The following is a 24,367-nucleotide window of genomic DNA, read 5'->3' as shown; positions in this document are numbered from 1 at the left end:
TGAGCAATGACGTTACTTCAGTTTCGCCCTGTCGTCGGGAGGTTGGATGAAATTCTCGATATGCTGATGCATAGCCGTGAAGTTACTTCACATCCCTCCCTGTCTTATGCCCTCCGTTTGGTAAGTGAGGAGATAATAGTCAATATTATCAATTATGCTTATCCGCAGGAAACGGACGGTTACCTGACTCTGTGTTTATGGGATGAAGGTGGAGAGATTGTCCTGGAATTCATAGATGGAGGTGTTCCGTTCAATCCTCTGGCTAAAGCCGATCCGGACATTTCATTACCGCCGGAACAGCGTGAGATAGGGGGATTGGGGATTTTTCTGGTACGTGAAATGATGGATGATGTGGCGTATGCCTACGTCAATAAAGAGAATCGGTTAACCATTAAAAAGAAGTATCCGCAATCGGAAGATGAACCTGTATGATGATCAAGTTAAGCCAAAATATAATCCGTTGGATCATAGCAGTCCCTTGTGTACTGTTGACCGTTTGTCTGGTTTTATACCGGGCCTATCGTCATTCGGAATTGGAGAGAGACCGTCTGACTTTGTCTTTGGAGGAGTTTCAGGACAAAGAAAGGCAGTCGGTTCTTATCCAACGTGTCAGTCAGCAAATGGAGGAGATTGCCTATCAGCAAAAAGACATTTCCGAAAAGAGAAGGCAGGAAGCTGTCGCGCAGACCCGGAAAGCTAATCAAATGCAGCAGCAGGCGGAAATAGCTCGTGAAAAGGCATTTACTGCACAATGGGAGGCTGAGAAAGCCTATCGGTTGGCGGATGAACGGAAGAATCTGGCAATGGAACGACAACTACAGGCTGAACAATCGAAGAGAGTGGCCGATACGTTGGCTTTTCTGGCCTTGGGACGTTCATTGGGTACGCTTTCTGTCACCCAATACCGGTCCGGCAACATGGAACTGGCCTCGTTGCTGGCATATACTTCCTGGCAGTTCACAAAACACTATGATGGTGATGTGTATCATCCGGCTGTCTTCAACGCTTTGTCCTTATCTTGCAGGCAAGATCAACTTTGGTTTAGACACAAGGGGGCTATCACCGGCATCAGGTTGTTGCACGAAACAATTGGAAACCCGCAGACTTGCCGGGATTCTCTGCCGGGATTGGTCACTGTCAGTAAGTACGGTGAAATGATATGTTGGAAGTCGGGAGATGGACAAACGTACACATCCGGATTTCTGTTGAGTGATTCCCGTTATGATTTTCGGGATGTGCTGATCCATTCGGATTCTCTGGTGTATGCCCTGTCCTATGACGGATGCCTCGTCTCCGTGAACTCTGCCGGTATGGCTGCTTACCTTTTGCCTGAAGGTAAATACCGGCAATTGATTCCGGCTGCTTCCGACCGGCTTTTAGCTATTTCTGCAACGGGTATTTATGCTTTTGACTGTATCAGCCATCAGATACAGCTTTGTTTTCAGCCGGAGTATCCGGTCACTTGTGTCGGGAAGTCAGGAGATAACCTCTATGTCTTTTTAAAGAATGGAACAGTAGCCTTGCTTTCATCTGCCGGTCAATTTGTCCGGTTTATAGAGGGGTGGTCGCAAGGGGGGAGGGTTACCTCTTTTTGCTCTCTTTCTGATGAAAGGTATGCCGTGGGGTGTAGGGAAGGAACCATTTTAATATGTGACAAAGATGGGAATGTCCAGCAAAAGCTGATCGGACACCAGGCCGCCGTCACCGCCATTTTCCGGAAAGGGAATAAACTGTTTTCAAGCAGTTATGACTGTACACTTCGTTTATGGGATCTTCATAAAGGGAAGACGGAATCTGCTGTAATTATGATAAGCAGTGGATGGATTCACACTTTCTGCCTTCATCCGGATGGTACATCCATTTTTATGGGAGACGAACAGGGCCGGTTATACCGGATACCCGTTTCGCCCGATCATATGGCTACTGTTGTCCGTCAGGGATTGCGACGCGACTTCACACAGGAAGAATGGGAGTACTATGTCGGTAAGCAAATACCATTTGAATCTTATTATTTAAAAACGTACCAGCCATGAAAAAGATACTCTTATTGATGTTGTGCCTTTGCCCGATATGTGCGGATTCACAAGAAGGAGTTCCATTCTTTGTGAACTATCCGTCTTCTGTGTATCAGGCGCACAATCGTAATTTCGACGTTGTGTGTGATAGCTGTGGGAATGTTTATTTTGCCAATTTCGAGGGTATTCTTCATTATGATTACAATCGTTGGGAAACAATCTATACGCCCGGATTTTCCCGTGTCACCCGTCTGTTCCGCGATTCGGGGAATAGGATATGGGCAGGAGGATACAATGTATTCGGAAGGATAGAGCGTGATGAACGCGGATGTGTCGTGTTGAGAACCATTGTGTCCGATCTGGACCCTTCTTCTTTCGGTGAATTGGATGATATGGCGGAAGTTGACGGACTTATTTACCTGAAAACGACATCGGGCCGATGTTATACGGTTCAGGAAGATACCCTCCTGTTTCCCACACAGATACTTCCGGTTCAGTTGCAGGAGAAGTGGCAGAAGCAAACGACATTGGAGGATATCGGCCGTGGATTATCGGTGAACGACAGTGAAGGGAAAGAACTACTTTCTATAACCGAGAATAACGGTCTGTGCAGCAATTCCGTATCTTCTGTTGCCACCGATGGGCGGGGGAACCTTTGGGGGGCCACTGATAATGGGGTATTTCATGTATTCACTCCTTCTTTATTCAGCCGCTTTACTTCCTATGAAGGTTTGAAAGGAGAGGTCGTGTCAGTCATCCACTACAAGGGGATGCTGTATGCCGGCACCTTACAGGGGTTATATGTATGGAGGCACAATGTCTTTGTACCTGTCAGGGGGATTACGCAAGCTTGTTGGCAACTTGTGCTTTCTCCGGAAGGAGAGTTATATGCAGCTACCAGTGATGGGATATATGCTGTCGGGGATTATGACCGTTTGAGAAAACTTACAGAGGTCGCAGCCTATTCGTTGGTATTCGCGGATGGCACCGATATTTTAATGGGAGCTATGGACGGGATTTATCGGTATTCTACCCGGACAAGGAAGGTCGGGAGAGTTTCCGGAATTGAGAAGGTGGTACATTTGGAAGTGAAAAAAGATCATTCTGTATGGGCAAAAACCATGTATGGAGAAATCTATCTGCAGAAAGGAGATGGAACTTCTTTTGTCCTTCAGCCAAGGGGAAACGAAGAAGTGATGACCGGATATACGGACAGCCACGGATACAATTGGCAAACGAATCTGAAGGGTAAAGAGTTGCAAGTGACGCATCCGCAGGACAATACCGGGAAATTAAACCAATGCCTGCATGCAATTCGAAACTATGTTGTGCGGGTAATTTATATAGAAGAAAGGAATGCAGCCTGGTTTGGGGGGGATTTTGGTTTGATCCGGATGGATCTTGGCAAAGCACAGGCGTTTACTCCGTTTGTTCCTCGTATTTATCTTCGTGAGGTTTGTCTGAACCGCGATTCCATATACCGGGGAGGAGATTTACCGATAAATCCGGAGGCAGCAAACCAACGTATCGACGATATATCCCGTTTTGGAGATGATGTCCGCGCCATTCGTTTCTCGTTTGCCACGGATGCGGCCTGTTTCACGGGCTCCAATGAATATAGATCCCGTCTGGTCGGTTACGATCCGGAATGGAGTTCGTGGGATTACCGGACAGAGAAGGAGTATGCCAATCTTCCTTCGGGTACATATACGTTTTGCGTGCAGGCACGTGATATTTACGGTACGATAAGCGAAATAAAACAATTCCGTTTTTCGCTGTCACCTCCTTTTTACTTACAGTGGTATAGTCTCGTTTTGTATGCCGTCACTTTGGGAGGGATACTGTTCCTGCTGTTTAAATGGCGGATGCGCAACTTGCTGAAAGAGAAGGAAAGGTTAGAGAATCTTGTCGGTCAACGTACCGGACAGTTGATGCGGCAAAAAAATGAAATAGAGGAAAAGTCCCTGAAGCTGGAAGAGGCATTGAAAGAGCTGAGGCAGGCACAAGATGATTTGGTGCGACAAGAGAAAATGGCCACTGTCGGTAAACTGACACAAGGGCTGATCGACCGTATCCTGAATCCGTTGAATTACATTAATAATTTTTCTCACCTGACTTCGGGGTTATTGCAGGATTTATATCAGAACCTGGAAAGTGCACAAAAGCTTTTGGATGAAGACACTTATCTGGATTCGGTAGATGTCATAGCCATGATGAAAGATAACCTGGCAAAAATAGAAGAACACGGAAGCAATACTACTCGTGTGCTGAAGGCTATGGAGGAGGTTTTGAAAGACCGTAACAAGCAACTGGAGAAGATAGAATTGACGGGTTTGTGCCGGAAAGACATGGAACTGCTGGAGAGTTATTACCGGAAGGAAATCAGTGAAATGCACATTTCGGTCCGGACTTCTCTTCCCGATACACCATTGTTCATTAACGGAAATGCCGAGCAACTGGGGAAAACCATTATGAGTCTTCTTAACAACGGCATGTATGCCATAATCAAGAAGTATGGCAAGAATATATATCCGGCTGAGATTGGTCTGTCATTGGAAAGCCGAAACGGACAGGCAGTCATCTGCTTATACGACAATGGGGTGGGCATTGAACAAAGTATTCTTGAGAAAATCTTCGATCCGTTCTTTACGACGAAGACAACCGGTGAGGCGGCAGGTATCGGATTGTATCTGAGCAAGGAAATCATACTCAATCATCGTGGAAAGATAGCAGTACGCTCAGAGAAAGATGAATATACGGAGTTTGCCATTACTTTGCCTCTATGGGAGGACGGGACAGGATGATCTGTACCTTCCGGACGGAACGTCCGTTCATCCTGCTTTTTACAAGCATATGTAAATGCTTTTACATACCGGCGTAAAGGTATTTACCTGCCGACGTAAAAGCATTTACCTGCCGACGTAAAAGCATTTACATGCCGGCGTAAAAGCATTTACCTGCCGGTGTAATAAGTCGGTAAATGCACTGTTTTGATTAACAGCGTAGTATCCCGTCAGATTATATAAGCTAATAATGATATAGTACTTAAAAAGATTGATTATGGAAAGAAGCATTTCACAAGAAAAACGAATTGAAGAGCTGGAAGCACGGCTCAGAGAACAGGAAAAGTTGGGGTCATTGGGATTGTTGAGTGCCGGTATAGCCCACGAAATACAGAACCCACTGAACTTTGTCATTAATTTCAGTAAATTGTCCGGGCAGTTGTTGTCCGATCTGGATACCATTGTTGATGAAACCGGGAACCGTATTCCGAAAGAATCGCTGGAAGATATTAAAGATATACTTTCCGGATTACGTGAGAACATGGACAAGATCAGAGAACATGGTGACCGGGCTATTAGTATTATCCGTGGCATTCTACTCTATTCCAGGGGTAAGGATGATGAGTTTATGCCTTCACAGATACAGAAGTTGACAAAAGAATATGTGTGGCTGGCTTATCATGCAATGCGTGCCAACTACAAGAATTTTAATATTGCCATTCATGAAGACTATGCCAAAGACATTCCTCCGGTCCGGCTGATTCCGCAGGATTTCAGCAGGGCAGTGTTGAATGTGATGAACAACGCCTGCTATGCGGTATGGAGAAAATGGCAGGATACTCCCGAAGGATATTCTCCTGAGATAACGGTGAGTCTGGAAAAGCTGGATAAAAGAATCGTGCTTACCATCCGTGATAATGGAGAAGGTATGAGTCTGGAAGTCAAGCAAAGATTGTTCGACTCTTTTTTTACGACTAAACCGGTCGGGCAGGGGACAGGGCTCGGAATGTCGATCGTCCGCGATATTATAGAAAACAAACATCACGGAAAGGTGCTGTTTGATTCGGTTCAACATGAATATACTTGTTTTCGTTTTATCATCCCGGTCACATGAAACGCTACCTGTTGTTATATATCTTCTCCTGTTTTTTTGCCGTGCAACTGACAGCACAATCGGCAGACAGTGTCCGAAATTCATTTGTAAGGGCAGAAGCGCTTTATAAAACTGGAGATATTGATCAAGCCTGCCGTATATTGGAGGAGAATCTGCCGTCTTTTCGGGGGACGATGCGCACCGAGGCATGCCGCCTGACTGCTTTATGTCTTCTGGCTTTGGACCGTTTTGCAGAAGCGGAACAATATGTTTCATTGTTGTTGAAGGACGAACCCTACTATTATATCTCGTTACAGGATCCGGAACGTTTTGCGGACATGGTCAGGAAGCACAGGGAGACTAAAGTAACCTTGGTCACGGCTTCGCAACAGGTGGAGACTCCGGAAGAAGCTCCTGTACCTGTCACTCTGATTACAAAGGAGATGATTCGGGCTATTCATGCCCGATGCCTACGTGACGTATTGATTGCTTATGTTCCCGGCATATCCGGTTTGTCTTCCAATGAAGAGATGAATCTGGCTATGAGGGGGAGTCTATTCGTCCGGACAGGAAAACATACTGGTTATGCAGGATGGGCAGCGCCTGAACAGTTACATCACGAATGCTGTTTCGCCGGATTATGGTATTAGCCTGGCTAAAGTCAAACAGATAGAAGTGCTTCGCGGACCGGCTTCTTCGCTTTACGGTAGCGTGGCGCTGACAGCCGTGATTAACATTGTCACTAAGGACGGGGTGGACATTCGTAATGGTGCCGTATCCGTCGGTGCCGGAGACCGGGGGCAGCTGGCTGCTGACTTGTTATTGGGCAAACACGACATGAACATGGATTTTATGGCATGGTTTTCCTTGTATCGTGCAACGGGAGAGCCGGTTTTTGTCCCTGCCGGCAAACAATATGCCCTTTATCCGAGAGACGGATTTATTTATCTGGACGGTTATTCCGAACTGCCCGCTCTGGATGGCGGCATTAAACTGCAACGGGGAAACTTACTTTTCAGTTTTAGTATGAACTATGCTAAAAAAAGGCAGCCTTATAGCATGTGGCTTTTTGCTTCACCCTACTCTTATAAGAAGTTCCGCACTTTTGATGGTGCCGGTCCGGGATATTCCAGATGGTCGGCCAGAGAGCAGGCGGTTTACAGTCGTACGTGGCAAAATGTGAGTTTCAGTACGACGGTCTACACCGACTGGAACAAAAATGTACGTTATGAAACCGCAGGAGATACATTGCAGGATTACCCTATTTACCTCAATCCCAATGACAGCACCAAACTCATTTTTCCGGATCGTGGAGTTTTTCAATACATCCGCTGGATGGACTTCAATGTTGGCTTTAACACTCGTGTGAGCTATACTTACGATTGGGGAAGATACGGAAAAGGTAATATGCTTGGCGGCGTGGAGTGGAATCGGTATGCACTTTATGATTCTGAATACCTGGAAGGTATGAATTTCAGAGAAATAGTCAGGACATGGACCGACAAGCGGCTTTACACCGGTCACGAAATGAACGCAAACGTATTTCTTCAATTCAAACATAATCTGCATAAAAACTGGATTGTAAATGCCGGAATCAGATACGACTATAAGAAACGGAGAAATAACCGGATAATGCAGGCCTTTTCTCCCCGTGTATCGCTTATTTATCTTCGGGACGGACTGAATCTGAAAGCCAGTTATTCCAGGTCGTTTGTCGATGCACCCTATTATTACAGAAACAATGATATGGATACTTACTCCGGTGGCGAGAATCTGCAGGCTGAATATCTGAGTTCGTACCAGTTGACTTGTGCCTATCATTATCGCCCCTTTCATATAGATGTTGAATGCAACCTTTTCTACAACCGGGCTTCCCATTTTCTGTTTACCCAACCGGAAACCCGTATTTACGAAAATGCCGGTCTGCTGGATATGGGAGGTATCGAGGTAACCGCGCGTTACCGGGCAAACCGATTAAATCTGGATGCAAACTTGTGCTATCAGAGAGTATTGGGTTATACCAATTTCTTTGTTACCGACGGGTCGGTTAACAATGTGCCGGATTTTTCCGTGAACCTTGTAGCCGGCTATTTCCTGGTAAAGAAGAAAATATGGAACTGGTCTGCCCATGTAAAAATGAATTGTAATAGCCGTTGCTATACACAGGTCAGCGTATTGGAAAACGGACTCAACGGAGATGCCACCAATTATACTGTCCGTCTGCCGGGCTATACTGTTTTCTCTTTCACTACCAGATGCAGGTACAAACAGATAGAAGGCAGTCTGGGAGTTGAGAATCTCTTTAATAACCGATATGAATGCGGAGGAGCAAATATCCCCATCCGGCAGAAAGGACGGTGGATTTCCGGCAGTATATTGTATAATTTCTAAATCAAAAAACAATAATGAAAACAAATATTCAAGAAACTTTTTTTCAGTCATTCTCTACTTGGGGTGACCAAACGGCCGTCATTGCGAAAGACGGTACTGTCTCTTATCAGGAACTGGAACGTTATTCCGGGAAAATAGCGCAAATTGTCCGTCAACATTTTCCGGTGACTCATGCATCCGGCTTCCGCAATGTCTGTATCGGAGTTTGTATGGGACGGAATAAAACTCTGGTTCCTGCTATTATGGCCATCTTTCGATTGGGGGCGACTTATCTGCCCATAGATCCTGCTTTGCCGGATAACCGTAAACGATACATGGCCGAAAATGCAGGTATGGTTTTGTTATTGACCGATTCACCGGATGGAGTCAGTGGAATTCCGGAAGCCTGCCAGCTCCATCTGGACTTGTCAGCACTCTCCGGCCCCTCCATTGACGGATATGCCGAGGTCTTCCCCGATGATTGCGCCTACATCATATATACTTCCGGGACGACAGGAAATCCCAAGGGGGTACAGATCAGTTATTCCAATCTGGGGACATTTACAAAGAACCTGATGAATACGGAACTTTATCATTTAGCCAACCCCTCGGACAGGTATCTCGCCTTTGCCAGTATCAGTTTTGATGCCTCCATATTAGAATTAATGATGTGTGTGCCGATTGGGGGGACTTTGGTTTTGGCGGGGGAGGAGGAACGCAGGGACATTTCTTTGCTGGACGGACTGATCAGGCGTGAGCAAGTGAATGTGGCCTTTTTCGCTCCTTCATTATTGGGCATGTTTGCCAATCTTGACTTTCCGTTCATGAAGACTTTGCTGTTTGGTGCTGAGGCTATCAGTGAAAAGTTGTTTAATAGGCTGAAACAACAGCCATACCGGTTGATGAATGTCTATGGTCCGACAGAGAATACGGTACTCAGCACCATACGGATTGTAAATGATGAGACTTCGTACGACAATATCGGTTATCCGCTGGAAGGAACCACCTGCCATATCTTGTCCGAAGATCTTCAACAGGTGGTTGGTGGAGCAACAGGAGAACTTTATTTGAGTGGTCCACAGGTTTCACCCGGATATATCGGGAATAAAGAGTTGAATGAAAAATCATTTATCTTCTATCATGGGGAACGATTGTACAGGACGGGCGATTTGGTTCGGCAACAGCCTGACGGCTCTATACGTTTTATCGGACGAAAGGACACACAAGTCAAGATGCGGGGATTCCGTATTGAACTGAGTGAGATAACGGAATGCCTGAATAAGGACCCGGAGGTTGAGAAAGCTCACGTAGTGGTGGTAGAACAGAATGGACGGCAATTATTGGGTGCTTACTTGCAACCATCAGTGCCCGGCTGTTTTCATCCGGAAGATGTAAAAGAACGTTTACGGTCGGAACTTCCTTATTACATGATACCTAATTTATGGCAGGTGGTAGATCGTTTTCAGCGTACAATGAATGATAAGATCGACACTCGTTCACTTCCGCCTTTTGCTCCGGTGGAGTTGGAGTATGTCCCTCCGGTGCATCCGGGAGAAATCATTTTATGTGATATTTTGAAGGAAATGCTGAATTTACCCCGGGTCAGTGTTGAGGCCGGTTTGATTGATGACCTCGGAATGACTTCGTTGGATATACTGAGGCTGGTTACCGAGGCAAATAAAAGAGGATGCCCGATTAGTGTATCTGCCGTTTATGCTACCGATACTCTGCGCCGGCTGTTGGTGGTTCCCAGGCAAGAACCCGTTTATTGGTATAAGCAGCAAAATCTCAAAAAGCCGGTTATCATTCTGGTTTGCGGGTCTGCTTATTTCAATCATTGGTATTTTCACTTTGCCGACCGCTTATACGAAAAATATGATATTCTTGTGATAGATGCTGTTTACGATCACTTCTGGAAAGTGGCCGCGGATGTTACGGGATTGCTGGAATATTATGCCCGGGCGGTACAACCAATGATCCGGGAACGTACTGTTTACGCGCTTACCGGTTTCTGCATGGGTGCCGAACTGGCAATCGGCCTGGCCGAGTTGTTACGCCGTTCTATGGGGATAACACCGAAGGTTTTCGCACTCGACGGACAGGCCTGGCAGAATCCCGCTTTGTGCCGGAATTATCCTTTACTGATATTCCCCGGAGATACTGACGAGATGATACGTGAACGGAACGAAATCATTGATATTTATTTCAGTACGACTCCCAACCTGATTTATCAGGGAGAGGTGATTGTGTTGTTATCCGGATTATTCCATCAACAGGCCGGATTGTCTCCCGAAGAGGCATGGACAGAGGAAAACTACCGTATATTCCGGACTGAATATGACAATTGCGAAAGATTGTGGAACAAATATTATCCGAATGCTTCTGTCCTACGATTACCGACAGATCATTGGCACTTTCTGGAAGGCGAATCACTGGAACAACTGATCACTGTTTTTTTTAAGTAAGTATCTATGCAGACAGACAATTTCACTTTGGGTAAGAAGGATCTTCTTATTTTGCTTGGGCTGACTCTTGTACTTCCTTTTCCGATCAACTGGGCATTGATCAGACTGAATCCGTTGACCCTGATGCCGGGTGCGGACGATGTGCCCACCTGGATTGGTTTCGGAGGTAGTTACATCGGAGGAATCATTGGCGGAGTCATTTCAATCTTGATTTTAAACAAGACACTTCGTCAAACCGGTGTACTCCACCATGACCTGAAACTTTTGCAGTTGGATACCATCATCTATACTCAGCAACAAGATTGGTTTACCGGTTTTAAACAAGAATTGGCTGAGAATCTGAAATCCATTGATCTATATGTGTTGAATACCATCGTTTCATCCATATCCATGAAGAATTATGCATATGCCAAAGAGGTCTTGAGCGAGATCAATAAAAACCTCGAATATCAGATGGTTGCTGCATCCTTTTCTTTCACCTCCTCCCGCCTTTCGCCGGAAGAGCAAAAATATATGCAATTGGTGCGTCGGATACAGACTGAATACAGTTCTTTTATCAAAGATATTCTTTACTATATTCCTTTGGCGGAGACGATGGCTTCCCGGAAAAAACTGAACTATGAGCAGTTGATGGACTATACGCTGTCCCAATACGATTATTTGCAGGGGCAGGAAGGAGAATCTGCTGTTTCCGGAGCCGTCATACCACGTGTTATGGAGATCGATCCTTCTGATAATATAGGTAAGGAGTTGGAACGGATTATGGAAGAAAGATTAACCGGGCGTACTTATCTATATCACATGAAGTCTGATCTTGCAGAGGTTACCCATCAATTAATTATTTATGAAGAACAGCGCATCAATGCCATCCTGTATAAACCTATGGGAGAAACACATTGACAGATATTAATATAAAATGGTATTTTTTTATTTCAGTATTAAAAGTGAATTTATATTTGTTTTTCTATTGATAAAAGGGTGTTTTAAACTTTATATGTCTCTTATAAAAGAATACTTTCGGAAAGAATAATCTGGTATTCGGAAAAAAAAGCGCACTATACAGAACGTAAAATTTCTATAAGTTAATAAAATCCTATTTTTGCACTAAATGAAATTTAATAAGTTAAGTTATGAGCAAAAATAGAGGTCTATACAGGCTGTTTTTGTATTTTGTCTTTATCATGCCTGTGTTTTTAAGCTGCCGACATAGTCCGGTAGAAATGCCGGACGGTATGTATGGAAGATGGAAATCATCCACAGACCGTCCGGACATAACATTAGGGACAGACAGCATAGGATATTTTGCTATTGTTCATCATCGCATTAATGACGGACGAGTCTGTCCGGTCCGCTATCCGCTTCATCTTAGTTCACCCACAAAAGGGTATATCCGGGCAGAGGGTTGTATTCTGTTTTATTATGACAGCCTGAAACATACTTTGTACTTTTCTCCCGGAGGAGATTATGCTAAATAATCGCATGGACGTACTTCAGTTAACTAACAATAAAATAATTATGAAAGAGAACTTGATCAAACCGTATTGTTATTGTGGTGAGTCGGAAAACTCATTGGTTGATAATGCTATTTTTGTGTACTTCAGTGATGAGTACAGAAGGGTGCTTCTGGATGAAATCTTATGGGTGGAAGCATCCGGAAGTTATTGTGTAATCTATATGGAGGATGGTGCCGAGATAACAGTGAGCTATCCTTTGGATCGTGTTTTCAACAATGATCTGCCTTGTAGCAAATTTAAAAGGATCCACCGGTCGTATGCTATCAATCTTTTTAAAGTGACCGGGTTTGCCGGTAACTACGTACACATCGGGAAAAAGATGTTGCCGGTGAGTGAATCTCACAAAAAGGACTTTCAAGCCTGTTTCCATAAGATTTATTCAAAACGGGCATTGGGAAAGTGACGAAAGGGAGTGGGAAGAAATCCGGCTCCGTCTAAAATTAAAAATTTACTACGCAAAGAACGTGCACTACCTTTGCATCGTAAGCTTACAAAAGAGAAAAAACAATTAAGTAACAAATTTAAAAAACAATTATTATGGCAGTTGACAAAACACCGTCGCAAGTTGCAACCAGTGCGTTGCAGGCGATTCCGTTTGGTTCTATTATTGGTGGCCCGTTGAAGGCATGTGTGGAAGCACAGGCTTTAGCAGCAAAAACAACTTGGGAGTTTATTCAGAACGTGGGTATTAATGTGAATCCGGAAACCGGTGAGAAAACAGCGGTTAACGTTTCGTTCTCATTCATTCAGGGCGGACGCCTGGTTCAGTTGAATATTCCGTTGCTGACTATCGTTCCTATTCCTTATATTGCAATCCGTGAAGTGGACATCAATTTTAAGGCTAATATCAGTGCTTCTTCTTCATCGGCAGCAGAAACAAACGAGTCAGTATCCAAAGATGCGGCCCTGAAGGCTTCGGCCAGTTTGGGATTGGGATGCTTCAAGATGAATGCCAATATGAATGCAAGCTATTCATCGAAAAAGGACTCTAAAGCGACTTCCGATTCTAAGTACAGTGTAGAGTATACTATGGACGTGGCTGTAAAAGCCGGACAGGACAGTATGCCTGCAGGTCTTTCTAAAATCCTGGAATTGCTGGGTAATTCATTGGATGTTTCCGATCCAACCGGTACTTTGGAAGTGAACAGCAACTTGCTGCTGATTGAAGATGGCAAAGAGAAAGTACAGCTGATTGCTACCTATAAGGATCCTAACGGTCTGTTGGCTCCTGAAAAACTGACTATTTCCGGAACCGGTGCCAACGCTGCTGACTTTAAGGTAAGTGGTGACAGTAAAATTATCGATTTGCCGGAAGGTAAATATACTGTTAAAGCAGAGGGAAGCAAGAAGGAAGTTATTATCGAAGTGAAGAAAGATACGGCAGCTCCTCAGGAAGGGACACAGGCTTAACATTAATTTAAAAACTTAAGAACTCATAATATGGCTCAGTTAAGTTCAGTAATCGGCTCTATATTGCGTGATATTGTTTCGGCACAGCACGAGGCCAACCTTTATTCATTGTCGCTTGGCGACTCTTACGGGAAAGACGGAAAGGCGAAAGATTTTCAACTGCCTAATGTCATGGTCAGCGATATGGAACTGGATTTAAAATATGGTGTGAAAAGTGCATCGGAAAGTCAGCAACAGTTTAATATCAAATATGATAAGTTCCGTCAATTCCTCAAGGAACTGTGCGAACAGGTTGCGAGGGTAGCTATCAGCAGTGCCGTCACTACAGTGATGACTTCGGATATAGAGAGAAATGAAGGAGAGAAACACTTCTTTGAACGGCTTAAAAAAGAAAACAAACTTCATCAGGAATTCTGCACTTTTCTGAGCCGTAATATGAGAAACTCTTTCCGGAATAACCTTTATGATGCCGTAGACAGCAGCAATGGTTCTGTGAACAACGATGTTGTGATCAGCAGGCTGACGGATGTCGTGCGTAAAAAGTTTCTTTATGATACGGACCTCGATGATCTTTTTGCCGGAGAAGATGGAGAAAAACTTCGTGATACCGCTGAAAAGAACATTATAAAAGCGATGGAAGCTATTGTGAAAAAGCTCTCGGTAGACGCTAACTTCAAAAGTCTTCATTCATTTCCACAGCTGGATGTGGCCATCACGGCTGATGAACTGATGAATATGCCTGAAGAAGCGATACACAGTTTTAAGATCAAGTTCAGTCCTCGCAATTATTCAGTCAGTCAAACGGACGATGATTCGTTACTGGAAGATTTTGTGATGCGATAATCAATCCTAATCAATTGGTACAATATGGATAAAAAGAAAGTTAGGAGCGTTAGTAGTCAGGTAATGGAACTTCAGCAATTAATTGCCGGTCCTTTGATCGCAACAATTGAAGCAGATTCATTATCTTCGCAAAGGTATCTGGATTATTTGATGAAAATAGCATTTGAATCTTATGATCCTGCAACAGGACGGACCGGTAAGATACGTATGCTTACGTTCAACTATCAGAGTCAGGATGCCGGTGGAGGAAGAAAACAAAGTGTGAGTATCCCGATACTTACGCTGGTACCTTTGCCACTGTTACAAGTGCAGGAGGCGGATTTCGATTTTGATATTAAAATCCTGGATGCTTTATCGGAGACAGCAGAAGAGAAATTCTCGCTGGAAGAAGGCAAAAGCGTGAGTGAGCCGCAAAGTGGGGGAGGATTTAAACTCCGGGCTTCGCTGGCTCCCAAACAGGGAGAGGGCAGCAGCACCTCAAATGTGCAGCAGAGCTTGTCGGCGAATATGAAAGTAAAGGTGAAGATGCGTCAGGCAGATGTGCCTGCCGGATTGTCCAACTTACTACATCTGACGGCAAGCAATATGCAAGTAGAAGAGACTGAAACTGAAGAAATAACGGAAGGAGGAAAGAAATGAATAATGTAGCAGAACATGCCCGTGAACAGAAAGCCGGGATGAAGTGTCCGCAATGCGGAACGTTTATTGAAACATCGATTTTTGAGTTGTTGACATCCAATGCCTTGCAATGTCCATCCTGTCACTTGCGTTTGAACATAGACCGTATGAAATCAAAACCGGCTTTTGACGCATTACGGAAAGTGCAGAATGCACAAGAGAATCTGGAGAGAAAGAGCAAATTCAACGGCTAAGTGTACGGACTATGAAATTAACTTTTTTCAAACGGGTGGGGGAGAAGATCCGCCATCCGTTCCGAAAGGAAAATACGGAAACTGTTGTAGTTTCGGAAGCCGTTCCTCAGCCGGAAGTGGATAATGCAGCTGAAATAACGATAAATGAACCTTCCGTTACGATGCCGGCAGACAAATGTGCGGAACAGGCACGTTGTTTTCTGTTGAAAGATAACAAACTGGTCGGTAAGCCTCTCAGTAGTTATCATCCCGAAATACGGATTATCCATGTCGATAGTTTTGTAAATGCCTTTTTGTTTTTCTTGCGTATGTGCGATCAGCGTTTGCTGACTTATCGCCAGACAGGAGAGCACTTGCATTGCACTGCTGTTTTTCCGGACGAAAGCGGGAATTTGTATTTTACTAACAAGGTGACTTGTCGTAACAAGGAAAATACAGTTGCGGTCTTAAAGATTGACTATATGGGTCTTAAACCCAGGATTAGTGAAATAAGATTTGAATTAAACATTAAAAAATAAAAGAGTATGAATCCTATATTAAATAAAATGGGCGCAAACGCCAATGAACAAAAAAAACTCCTGATGGAGTGTGCGGCAATGCTGGAAAAGTACGTGAACAGATTTCCGGCAGAAAAAGGATGTGCTTCATTCTCAGGTGAAGACATGAAATTATGGAAAGAAGTTTATTATCCCAAACTTGTCCAGACGGACATTCTGCCGGACGGAAAATTCTTTAGTGGTACTTCATCGGGAAATAGTGGTATTGGTACAGACGGTTATTTTACCGGTTATGAATTCTTCCTGTTTATATATCGTGCCTATAAGTCGCTTTACGAGCTGGAAAAGGCAGGACAGATGAGATGATAAATAAAAACTAATTGGAATATGAAAACGATTAAATTGGATTATGAAGGCGAAGAAGCTCTCTTGTTGTGTCAGGGGCTGAAACGCAATGGCTATTCAGTGAATGAAAGCCGGATTTTCACACAGGAAATGAAAGAATCGGTTGTTGATTTTCAACAGAAAAGCCAACTGGATGCTGATGGGATCGTGGGATACCGTACCTGGGAATCCCTGTTTTTTACAGGACGTCCCACTACTGAACGTTTGACAGAAGAAGATTTCGTTCTTGTCGCCCGATTGCTCGATGTGGAAGTGGCTGCTTTAAAAGCCGTACAGCAAGTGGAGACAGGCGGAAAAGGAGGATTCTTTTCTCCCGGTAAGCCCGCTATCCTTTTCGAAGGTCATATTTTCTGGAATCAGTTGAAAAAGCGGAATATCAATCCTGAATCGCATGTGAAAGGGAATGAAAACATTCTCTATCCCAAATGGGAGAAAGGACATTATAAAGGCGGTATGGGTGAATACGATCGTTTGGAACAAGCCCGCCAAATCAATCATGAAGCAGCGGATGCTTCTGCCAGTTGGGGGATGTTCCAGATTATGGGTTTTAACTATGCGGCCTGCGGAGAGAAGAGTGTCGACAGTTTTGTAAAAGCTATGTGTGCGAGTGAATGCAGCCAGTTAATATTGTCTGCCCGATTTATCAAACAATCCGGAATGCTTCCCGCTTTGCAAGCCAAAGACTGGGCAGAGTTTGCCAGACGTTACAATGGTCCTGCTTATAAGGAGAATCGTTATGATGAAAAATTAGCAAAAGCTTACCAGAAATTTTTGTAGGCCAATTACAGACCTGAAGCGTCTCAATGAAATTTGAATTTAAAAAGAACTATGGATTAAAAAGAGCGGTGAGCAAGCTGTGAAGCTTGTTCACCGTTCATCGTTATTATCTTTATTTCTCAGAAAAATATTTCAGGAATTGAGTACGTTCAAACATATTGATACCTTCTACATCTTTGGCGTTCAATTTACCTTTGAATTGCGAGATGTGTTTGAAGCCTTTTCTTTCCATCCATGCACCCAAAAAACGGTTCATTTCTCCTATAAACAAGTTGGTGTTCTGATAAATGGCACTGCATACCTCTATGGCAGATGCTCCGGCTAAAATGGCTTTTACGATTGCGTCCGGTTTATGAATACCTCCCGAAGCGGCATAATCTATTTTAGTAACCAATGATGAAGAAATACCTATCCAACGCAGGGTTGCCGAAAGGTCGGACGCGTTGCTGAACACGTCACCTGAAGTATGCTCCATCTTCTCTACATCAATATCCGGTTGATAGAAACGGTTGAAGAGAACAACTGCCGCTGCACCGTTGGCATATAGTTGATCGATCAGGGCTACGGGATTCGTAAAGTTACTGCCTAACTTCATAATAACCGGAATACGAATCGTTTTCTTTATATGGCTTAAGATATCGATGTGACGCTGTTCAAATGAACCATATTTATATTGGATGTCCGATTGCAAAGCAAGAATGTTGATTTCCAGCGCATCTGCACCGGCTTCTTCTATTTGCTTGGCAAAGTCTATCCATTCTGAGTCAGTATAGCAGTTTATACTTGCAATGACGGGAATGGTGCAGGCCTTTTTGCTTTCTTTAATCAGTTCCAGATATTCAGCCAGTTTGTGATTGCGGATATATTCAGCCAGATAGTCACTTCCTTCCGGATAATAAGACGGGTTTCTCAAGCGGTCAGCTTCCAGCATAATTTGCTCTTCGAACAGTGATTTCAGGACAATAGCTCCTGCACCGGCTGCTTCCAGCTTAGCGTTTTTAGCAGCGCTGTTAGTGAGTCCCGAACTACTGATGATAACAGGATTTTTTAAAGTCAATCCCGCAAAGGTTGTTTTTAAGTCGGCCATGGTAATTATTGTTAATGGTTTTTCAATGAATTTTCTGTTTCATTGTTTCAATTATTAATAAACTCTTTCCCCGAAAATTTTACTTCCTACTCTTACCAGCGTGCTGCCTTCTGCAATGGCGAGGTGATAATCGTGGGACATCCCCATTGAGAGTTCGCAAAAAGTCGGTTCGTCAGCAAAATATTGTTTTTTCACTTCGTGGAAGAAACAATTTAAAGAACGGAATTCCCGTTCGATTTGTTCTTTCGAATCTGTGTTGGTAGCCATTCCCATCAGTCCGCATATCTGTATGTTTGCCAGTGCTTTCCATTCGTCGGCATTCAACATCTCCTTGCATTCGTCAAAACTGAAACCAAATTTGGTTTCTTCCTGGGCAATATGTATTTGCAGCAAACAGCGAATGACTCTTCCTGCTTTGATAGCTTGTTTATTTACTTCCGCTAACAACTTGTACGAGTCGATTCCATGAATCATGGACACATACGGAGCCATATATTTGATTTTGTTTGTCTGCAAGTGCCCGATAAAATGCCACTCAATGTCCTTGGGCAGGCTTTCATACTTGCCTGTCATCTCCTGCACTTTGCTTTCTCCGAAAATTCTCTGTCCTGCACGATAAGCTTCTTCAATAGCTTCGTTCGGGTGGAATTTCGAAACCGCAACCAGTCGAACGCCGGATGGCAATTCGGCCAGGACCTGCTTTAAGTTATCAGTAACATTCATTTTGTATTGGTTTTGAGTTTTATTCACCACAGAGGACACAGAGAACATAGAGAATATCTTTCTCTTAAACATCTTAATAAACAAGAGATTAAAACTCTGTGTCCTCCGTGTACTCTGTGGTGAATCGTATTCATTTATTATACTTCCGGTTTATCATTAGGCTCAGAACTATACGGATATACATCCATAATTGCTGTTTCAGCAACAGAACCGATCTGATAATCAGCCATTGTACCTTTCATGCCTTCATCCAGCTTCTTTACAGCATCGCGCAGATCGGCGGCCTGCACCAAAACTTGAGTCGATGTTTTCTTTTCGGCACCGCTTTTTTCGTCCAGTGTGATAAAAATCAGTTTACACTTAAACCAGCGGTCAGCAGCCTCTTCTTCGCTGGGGAAAAGTTCACTATAGTTGGCTCGTTTGATATCCGATACGGTAAATTCTCCTGTAATGAACGGGGTCATCTCCTCAATAATGCGTGCTTCTGCTTCTGTAAAGCTGAGTGCATCCACGAGATAAGGTTCAGTAACTTTCTTGTTCATTCCGTTTTCCATCAATTTCTCGTAACGGATCTTACACTCAAACCAAGTATGCATTGACATATTCTCTTTTGATTTTTAAGTAGTTAATATATGATTTACTATATAGATCTGCTTGTTTGCTAATCTATTCTACCACAAAGATAGTTCAAAATCTCTCTTTATGCTGTGATAAAGATAAGAATTTATTGCCAGTTTATTGTAATTTATCACCTCGCAGCCCGGAATAGGGGCTTATTGAGGGATTTTTAGTTGATGAATTCGTAAGTTGGCACTTGGTATATAATTTCATACAACATATCAACATATCAAGGAGTAATGCTGGTTTAAACTTTTTTTTCATGTGACAGGAATAAGATATTATCCTTCTTGTTACTTCAATTTTTCCCAATAAGGCTTGAGTTGATCTTGAAGATAACTTGTCACTTCAGAAAAATTAAGTTGAGTTGATGCCTTAAGTCTTTTTATAAACGCATTCCATCTGATGTTCAAATTGAGGCTCTCTGCAAATGCAGAACTGAGGACAACGTGATTCTCTATATAATCCTTTCTGGTAGCTTTAGATAGGTTTGAATAACTTCTGCCATCACATCAATGCCTACTTTGTTGCGATACTTAATCGCATCACAAACAGAACGTTCCAAATCGAAAATAGGTAATACGATTTGTTCTATATTAATGGTGTATAAAGGACATATCCCTAGGTGAGAATAATATCGTAACAATTAACATTGTTAACCCCTTTTCCGGCCATTTTTATTTTTAAATGCAAATAGCAAGTCTTTTGCATTTAAAACACTTGTTATTTGCATCCAAAGAATAAACTTTAACTCTGTGTTAAAACAAAGCTTTTACTGACAGATGTTTTGTACTTTGAATAGCTTGTTTTTCAGCTTGTTAAGTTTGACCTTTACTTCTTTGTCTCACTGAAGGTCTCTGCTGGCTAAAACCGATATACTTGCTTTTTTGTCAACTACAAATCGGGGACTCATACTCCCTGCTATCTTCTTTTCGCCTTATTCAGTGCCGCTATCAGATACCTTCCTTTTGCCCCTATGTCACTCCAGCAAGTGTTGGCAATCAGCCGCCACACCGTCGTTCCCTTCCTTCCATAGTCCGACAGCCTGAGTATGGAGTTTACTTCCCCGGTGTCGGTAACGCTCAATCTCTTCAGCGTGTCCATCAGTCCCGGATAATTGTGTGTCATCGTATTGAAGGCGTATCCCGGTATCGGAAGAGAAGCGGAATCCTCCTTCCTTTCTTCCTCCTTCCCCTCGGGGGGAGCTGAGGGGGGGAATTCTTTATTTTCCTTTGCTTTACTTTGCTTTACTTTACTTTGTCCGGAATTGCATGCATTTTTTGCGTCAACGGCTACATGATGTACTACATTTTTCGGGTTAACAGGTGTTTTTTCCCCTTTGAACAGCTCCGGTTGCTGAATTTCCTGTGTTATAGAAGGAGTATCGGGTTTTCCGTTTTCCTTTTCCGGTTTTACTATCAGGTAGGGGAGTTCCGACAGTTCTCTCTTCCTTCGCTTCGTTGCCTCCAGCCATACCTTTTGTATGTTTTCTGAAGTCAGTATTCCGTTTTCCCGATAACTGTTTCTGTCCAGTATCCCTTTGATAAAGAGAATTTCGATAATTCCCTGCACCTCCTCGGCCTGCACTTCCCTTCCTGCCTTGTTGGCAAAGATCAGGCACTGCTCCTCATCCCACCGTATGAAGTATCCCTCCTTGTATATTTTGCAAAGGAGCTTCAGTACGATTGCGGGGCCTTTGATTCCGTATTTTGCCTCTATCACTTCCATTGCGTTCTCTTCCATGAAGTTTACGCCCATCGGGAAATAGTTGATCCCGTCGTATGCTATTGCCATTGTATTTTCAAATTAATCGTTTGTACTTTCAATAAAACATTCATCACAAATTACCCCGGATTCCCAAAGACGTTTTCACTTGATTCCTCAAAATAGAAATAATTCATCTGTGAAAATCCGTGTAATTCTGTGGTGCCCACCCTATGGCATCGGCCTCCATTCCATGAAGTTCTCCACCTGGAACGTTGTCCACCGCTGTTCGTCCACATTCCAGTAGACTACGGCACCTTCTATTTTTGTGGGATCATACTTCTTGTGGAATTCCGCTTCGTAATAGATCAGTGTCGCCTTCACCAGCCTGAAGTCTCCGTTCTGCTTCTGATAAGCAATAACTGCGTGCCCGTATTGCAGGTGGTCTGTTAATGCTTCCAGACGCTCTGCCATCCATTCGGCACACTGCTCGGTATATCCTTTCTCAAAGACAATCCGTTTCTTCCATCTCAGTTTCATGGCTTCACTCTGTGATGCCGGTCTTTTTTTCCGTTTCATACGTATATTTTTTAAGTTGATAAAATGTTATCGCCACGAAGATAGGGGGCGTTTCATGTAAGACGGATTATGATAATTCATTGTGCGTATTTTTGCGGATGATGGCTTTGTGCGGTTTGTCGTTTTCCACTTCTTCCCAAATGCTGCTGATATAGACTAATATTGAACTGATGGATAATGGTTTAAATATTCCGTTTTTAATGTTTCCGATTAGTCCTTTTTCGTAGATGTAGCGTGCGAGTGAAGCCTGACATGTATTGATCTTTTGTATGTTTGCATCCTCTATGTAAGATTCTATCAACACTCTGATAAGCTCTGCTTTGTGCGAAGTAATTCCTTCTATTGGTTTTCCTTCTTTTCTACCTCTTACTTCTTTAACTACTTCTGTATTAGGTTTTTTGTGTTTTGCTAATGGCGTTTTTTTACACTTTTGTCCGCAATCTGAAATAATCCTTTTTCTTTGTCCATAATTTCTTTTATTTTGTTAATAACTAAATGTTGTTAATTTGTTGCAAAGGTAGAAAGGAATCTATCGGCAGGCAAATAAAAGCGGAATTAAAGAAAAAATGAACGCTTTTGATAGAGTAAATATTTGATATATAGTATTGTATTAGATGAAAAAGCGAGTGTTTTAATAGACGTTCGTTTAATTGAACGCAAAGATAGAGGGTATTTTTAGAACTACAAAATGTTTAATAAAAAAAATGATTTTTCTCTTTTGCTTATCACATTAATGGACTAATATATAGTTGTTTATGAATTAATAAAAACCTATTTATTATCTGTCTGATTTTGTTTATTTCTTGCTTTTGATTTGTTTACAAAAAAGGTGTTTCAAAAGACGAACGTCTATTGAAACATTTTTTGTTTTCAATACCCTCGTTTAAAGGCTATTTAGAATAATGCTAAAATAACTTATATGGGAACAATTATCGGAATAGTTATAGGTTTTTTTGTCCTTTGCTTTTTGTATGGAATAATAGGCTTTTTGATGGCAAAATTTCCTGCTTTAATTTGGATAATAGGAATTATTGGTGGTATAACTGCAGGTATATTATCATCTTATTGGTGGGTAGGACTTCTTGTAGGTTTTTTTTTGATAGGAGTATTGTCGCACGCTCAATCTGTAGGTGGACATAAGTGTGCCCATTGTGGAAGCTATGATACAGATGTTACAGGGAAGGATGGAGACTTTGAAGTTTGGGTATGCAATAAATGTCACAATGTAACCTATGCGCGAAAACGCTAAGAATTATCAAATAGCTACGATATAAGAACTTAACATTAAAATATTTGAATTATGCAGAAAGTGTGTTTTTTGATGCTGACATATAGATGTAATCTTAATTGTATCTATTGTTATCAGAAGTATAAAACGTCTCAAAACATGACTTTGGAAACTGCAAAGTCAGTTGTGTCAAGAGAAGTTCAATTGGCACGTGAGTCGAACAATAAGGATGGTGTACGATTTAACTTGTTTGGAGGTGAGCCATTGTTGAAATTCGATTTGATAAAAGAATTGTGTACATGGATATGGGACACGATTACAGATGTCAAAGTGGATATTTTCATAACCACTAATGGAACTTTACTTGATGATGAAAAGAAAGATTGGTTTAAGGCACATAAAGAGAAATTGAATCTTGTTATGTCTGTTGATGGTAAAGATGATGTTCAGGAATGTAATAGAGGTTGCCATTCATCGGAATTACCAATCAATTGGGTGTTAGATACTATGCCCCATCGCTTCTTGAGTATGACTGTACCAAGAAAATCTCTTTCGAAATTTGCCGATGAACTGATATATTTTCATGAACAAGGTTACCATATTGAAGCAAAACCGGCTCAGGGTGAGGATTGGCAGAAAGGAGATGGAAAGCTATATGAAGAACAGCTAAATAGGATTGCAGATTATTATCTTTCCCATCCAGGCGTTAACCCTATCAATCTTTTTAAGAAAGCTTCCTATCTTCATTTGCTTAATAACGAGCCGAATGAAAAGTACGGAAAAACATGCGGTGCGGTAGATGAACTTGTAGCATATGATGTAGAAGGACGTTTGTTTCCTTGTCATCATTTTCTACCTAATGTTAATGGGAAAACTGATATATTGGATTATCTGAATACTATTGATTTCTCTGATTTTTCAAGATTCGTTGATGATGAATGCATGAAATGTGACATATTAAAATTATGCAGAACATGTTGCGCACGCAATTTCAATGAAAGAGGTGATGTCAGTCGTAGAGATAGAAGGACTTGTCAAATAATGCTTGCTGAAGCAAAGGTTGTAAGTTCGTACCAAATCAGGAAATATATGCAGAATAAGGACAACTTGAATTCTCAGGAACTTTTGAATCTTAAAGCAGCAATCAAGTGTTATCAAGTGTGTTGTGATTTTGAGAAGAAATTTTATGCAACAGAATAAGGAAACCGGAGAAGCCGATAGCCGTAAAGTGGAGGCGTTATTTTTAATTCATTTATAATATGTTAAACAATGAATTGCTTTTGGATGCTGTAGCATTGGTAAACTCTAATGAGGCAGAGATCGCACAGCTTCAGGCTGACGTTGAGTGCGCATCTGGTTGTAGTATCTGTGGCTACGGCGGCGA

General features: G+C 42.6%; 23 protein-coding genes and 1 pseudogene. 18 read left to right on the top strand and 6 right to left on the bottom strand.

From position 1 onward, the window contains the following. Positions 1 to 6 precede the first annotated feature (6 nt). The 16 genes and pseudogenes from DBK98_RS18090 (at position 7) to DBK98_RS18015 (ending at position 17,044) form a co-directional block, all read left to right on the top strand. Positions 7 to 432 carry an ATP-binding protein gene (locus DBK98_RS18090; RefSeq protein ID WP_005779989.1) on the top strand — a complete coding sequence of 142 codons (426 nt, stop codon included), beginning with the start codon at positions 7 to 9 and terminating at the stop codon, positions 430 to 432. Continuing rightward, the gene (locus tag DBK98_RS18085) at positions 432 to 2,033 is read left to right on the top strand and encodes a WD40 repeat domain-containing protein (protein WP_032535998.1); all 1,602 of its coding nucleotides are present in this window, start codon (positions 432 to 434) and stop codon (positions 2,031 to 2,033) included. The genes DBK98_RS18090 and DBK98_RS18085 overlap by 1 nt, the downstream gene beginning before the upstream one ends. Next, positions 2,030 to 4,819 (top strand): ATP-binding protein, encoded by a 2,790-nt coding sequence (locus DBK98_RS18080; protein ID WP_032535989.1) that lies wholly within the window; start codon positions 2,030 to 2,032, stop codon positions 4,817 to 4,819. Before DBK98_RS18085 ends, DBK98_RS18080 begins: the two co-directional genes overlap by 4 nt. A 256-nt stretch (positions 4,820 to 5,075) precedes the next feature. Beyond that, positions 5,076 to 5,912: a sensor histidine kinase gene (locus tag DBK98_RS18075; protein WP_032535990.1), complete on the top strand. Its 837-nt coding sequence runs from the start codon at positions 5,076 to 5,078 to the stop codon at positions 5,910 to 5,912. After that, positions 5,909 to 8,282, top strand: a pseudogene (locus tag DBK98_RS18070) (TonB-dependent receptor plug domain-containing protein). The gene DBK98_RS18075 and the pseudogene DBK98_RS18070 overlap by 4 nt, the downstream one beginning before the upstream one ends. Positions 8,283 to 8,296: 14 nt before the next feature. Beyond that, a complete protein-coding gene (locus tag DBK98_RS18065; protein ID WP_032535993.1) occupies positions 8,297 to 10,726 on the top strand; it encodes an amino acid adenylation domain-containing protein in 2,430 nt (809 codons plus the stop codon). Between the two features lie 6 nt (positions 10,727 to 10,732). Next, positions 10,733 to 11,626, top strand: coding sequence for a hypothetical protein (locus tag DBK98_RS18060; RefSeq protein ID WP_005806926.1), 894 nt, complete (start codon positions 10,733 to 10,735; stop codon positions 11,624 to 11,626). Between the two features lie 230 nt (positions 11,627 to 11,856). Next, positions 11,857 to 12,201 carry a DUF3876 domain-containing protein gene (locus tag DBK98_RS18055; RefSeq protein ID WP_005779973.1) on the top strand — a complete coding sequence of 115 codons (345 nt, stop codon included), beginning with the start codon at positions 11,857 to 11,859 and terminating at the stop codon, positions 12,199 to 12,201. 40 nt (positions 12,202 to 12,241) lie between these two features. After that, entirely contained in the window at positions 12,242 to 12,643 is a 402-nt protein-coding gene (locus DBK98_RS18050) for a LytTR family DNA-binding domain-containing protein (protein WP_032535999.1), read from the top strand. Positions 12,644 to 12,777: 134 nt separating this feature from the next. Then, entirely contained in the window at positions 12,778 to 13,650 is an 873-nt protein-coding gene (locus tag DBK98_RS18045; protein ID WP_022011876.1) for a DUF2589 domain-containing protein, read from the top strand. Between the two features lie 30 nt (positions 13,651 to 13,680). Continuing rightward, a complete protein-coding gene (locus tag DBK98_RS18040; protein WP_005788697.1) occupies positions 13,681 to 14,493 on the top strand; it encodes a hypothetical protein in 813 nt (270 codons plus the stop codon). Positions 14,494 to 14,517: 24 nt separating this feature from the next. Beyond that, the gene (locus tag DBK98_RS18035; RefSeq protein ID WP_005779963.1) at positions 14,518 to 15,132 is read left to right on the top strand and encodes a DUF2589 domain-containing protein; all 615 of its coding nucleotides are present in this window, start codon (positions 14,518 to 14,520) and stop codon (positions 15,130 to 15,132) included. After that, complete coding sequence (locus DBK98_RS18030) at positions 15,129 to 15,365, top strand: hypothetical protein (RefSeq protein ID WP_005779961.1); 237 nt, start codon at positions 15,129 to 15,131, stop codon at positions 15,363 to 15,365. The genes DBK98_RS18035 and DBK98_RS18030 overlap by 4 nt, the downstream gene beginning before the upstream one ends. Before the next feature lie 11 nt (positions 15,366 to 15,376). Then, positions 15,377 to 15,883, top strand: a complete 507-nt coding sequence (locus DBK98_RS18025; RefSeq protein WP_032535994.1) for a hypothetical protein — start codon at positions 15,377 to 15,379, stop codon at positions 15,881 to 15,883. 6 nt (positions 15,884 to 15,889) lie between these two features. Beyond that, complete coding sequence (locus DBK98_RS18020) at positions 15,890 to 16,228, top strand: hypothetical protein (protein ID WP_032535996.1); 339 nt, start codon at positions 15,890 to 15,892, stop codon at positions 16,226 to 16,228. 21 nt (positions 16,229 to 16,249) lie between these two features. After that, on the top strand, positions 16,250 to 17,044 hold the full coding sequence (locus DBK98_RS18015; protein ID WP_022011874.1) for an N-acetylmuramidase family protein: 795 nt from the start codon (positions 16,250 to 16,252) through the stop codon (positions 17,042 to 17,044). A 112-nt stretch (positions 17,045 to 17,156) separates the two neighbouring features. Here DBK98_RS18015 and DBK98_RS18010 read toward each other — a convergent pair whose 3' ends face one another. The 6 genes from DBK98_RS18010 to DBK98_RS17985 all read right to left on the bottom strand — a co-directional run bounded on the left by DBK98_RS18010 (position 17,157) and on the right by DBK98_RS17985 (position 22,059). Next, positions 17,157 to 18,131 (bottom strand): dihydroorotate dehydrogenase-like protein, encoded by a 975-nt coding sequence (locus tag DBK98_RS18010; protein WP_005779954.1) that lies wholly within the window; start codon positions 18,129 to 18,131, stop codon positions 17,157 to 17,159. Between the two features lie 54 nt (positions 18,132 to 18,185). Then, positions 18,186 to 18,854, bottom strand: coding sequence for a YggS family pyridoxal phosphate-dependent enzyme (locus DBK98_RS18005; RefSeq protein WP_005779953.1), 669 nt, complete (start codon positions 18,852 to 18,854; stop codon positions 18,186 to 18,188). Positions 18,855 to 18,991: 137 nt separating this feature from the next. Further along, entirely contained in the window at positions 18,992 to 19,456 is a 465-nt protein-coding gene (locus DBK98_RS18000) for a DUF4494 domain-containing protein (protein WP_005788684.1), read from the bottom strand. 937 nt (positions 19,457 to 20,393) lie between these two features. Then, entirely contained in the window at positions 20,394 to 21,266 is an 873-nt protein-coding gene (locus DBK98_RS17995; RefSeq protein ID WP_128900043.1) for a DUF4373 domain-containing protein, read from the bottom strand. A gap of 141 nt (positions 21,267 to 21,407) precedes the next feature. Further along, positions 21,408 to 21,755, bottom strand: coding sequence for an SH3 beta-barrel fold-containing protein (locus tag DBK98_RS17990; RefSeq protein ID WP_005806907.1), 348 nt, complete (start codon positions 21,753 to 21,755; stop codon positions 21,408 to 21,410). Positions 21,756 to 21,822: 67 nt separating this feature from the next. Continuing rightward, positions 21,823 to 22,059 (bottom strand): hypothetical protein, encoded by a 237-nt coding sequence (locus DBK98_RS17985; RefSeq protein ID WP_232307357.1) that lies wholly within the window; start codon positions 22,057 to 22,059, stop codon positions 21,823 to 21,825. A 615-nt stretch (positions 22,060 to 22,674) separates the two neighbouring features. On the opposite strand from DBK98_RS17985, the gene DBK98_RS17980 reads away from it, so the two are divergent. Together DBK98_RS17980 and DBK98_RS17975 are read left to right on the top strand one after the other, a co-directional pair. Next, positions 22,675 to 23,004 (top strand): hypothetical protein, encoded by a 330-nt coding sequence (locus DBK98_RS17980; protein ID WP_005806905.1) that lies wholly within the window; start codon positions 22,675 to 22,677, stop codon positions 23,002 to 23,004. A 51-nt stretch (positions 23,005 to 23,055) separates the two neighbouring features. After that, positions 23,056 to 24,183, top strand: a complete 1,128-nt coding sequence (locus tag DBK98_RS17975) for a radical SAM/SPASM domain-containing protein (protein ID WP_005806903.1) — start codon at positions 23,056 to 23,058, stop codon at positions 24,181 to 24,183. Positions 24,184 to 24,367 lie beyond the last annotated feature (184 nt).

It is taken from the genome of Bacteroides sp. PHL 2737, assembly GCF_004115325.2.
Lineage (GTDB): Bacteria > Bacteroidota > Bacteroidia > Bacteroidales > Bacteroidaceae > Bacteroides > Bacteroides hominis.
This window is presented reverse-complemented; position numbering and strand designations above follow the sequence as displayed.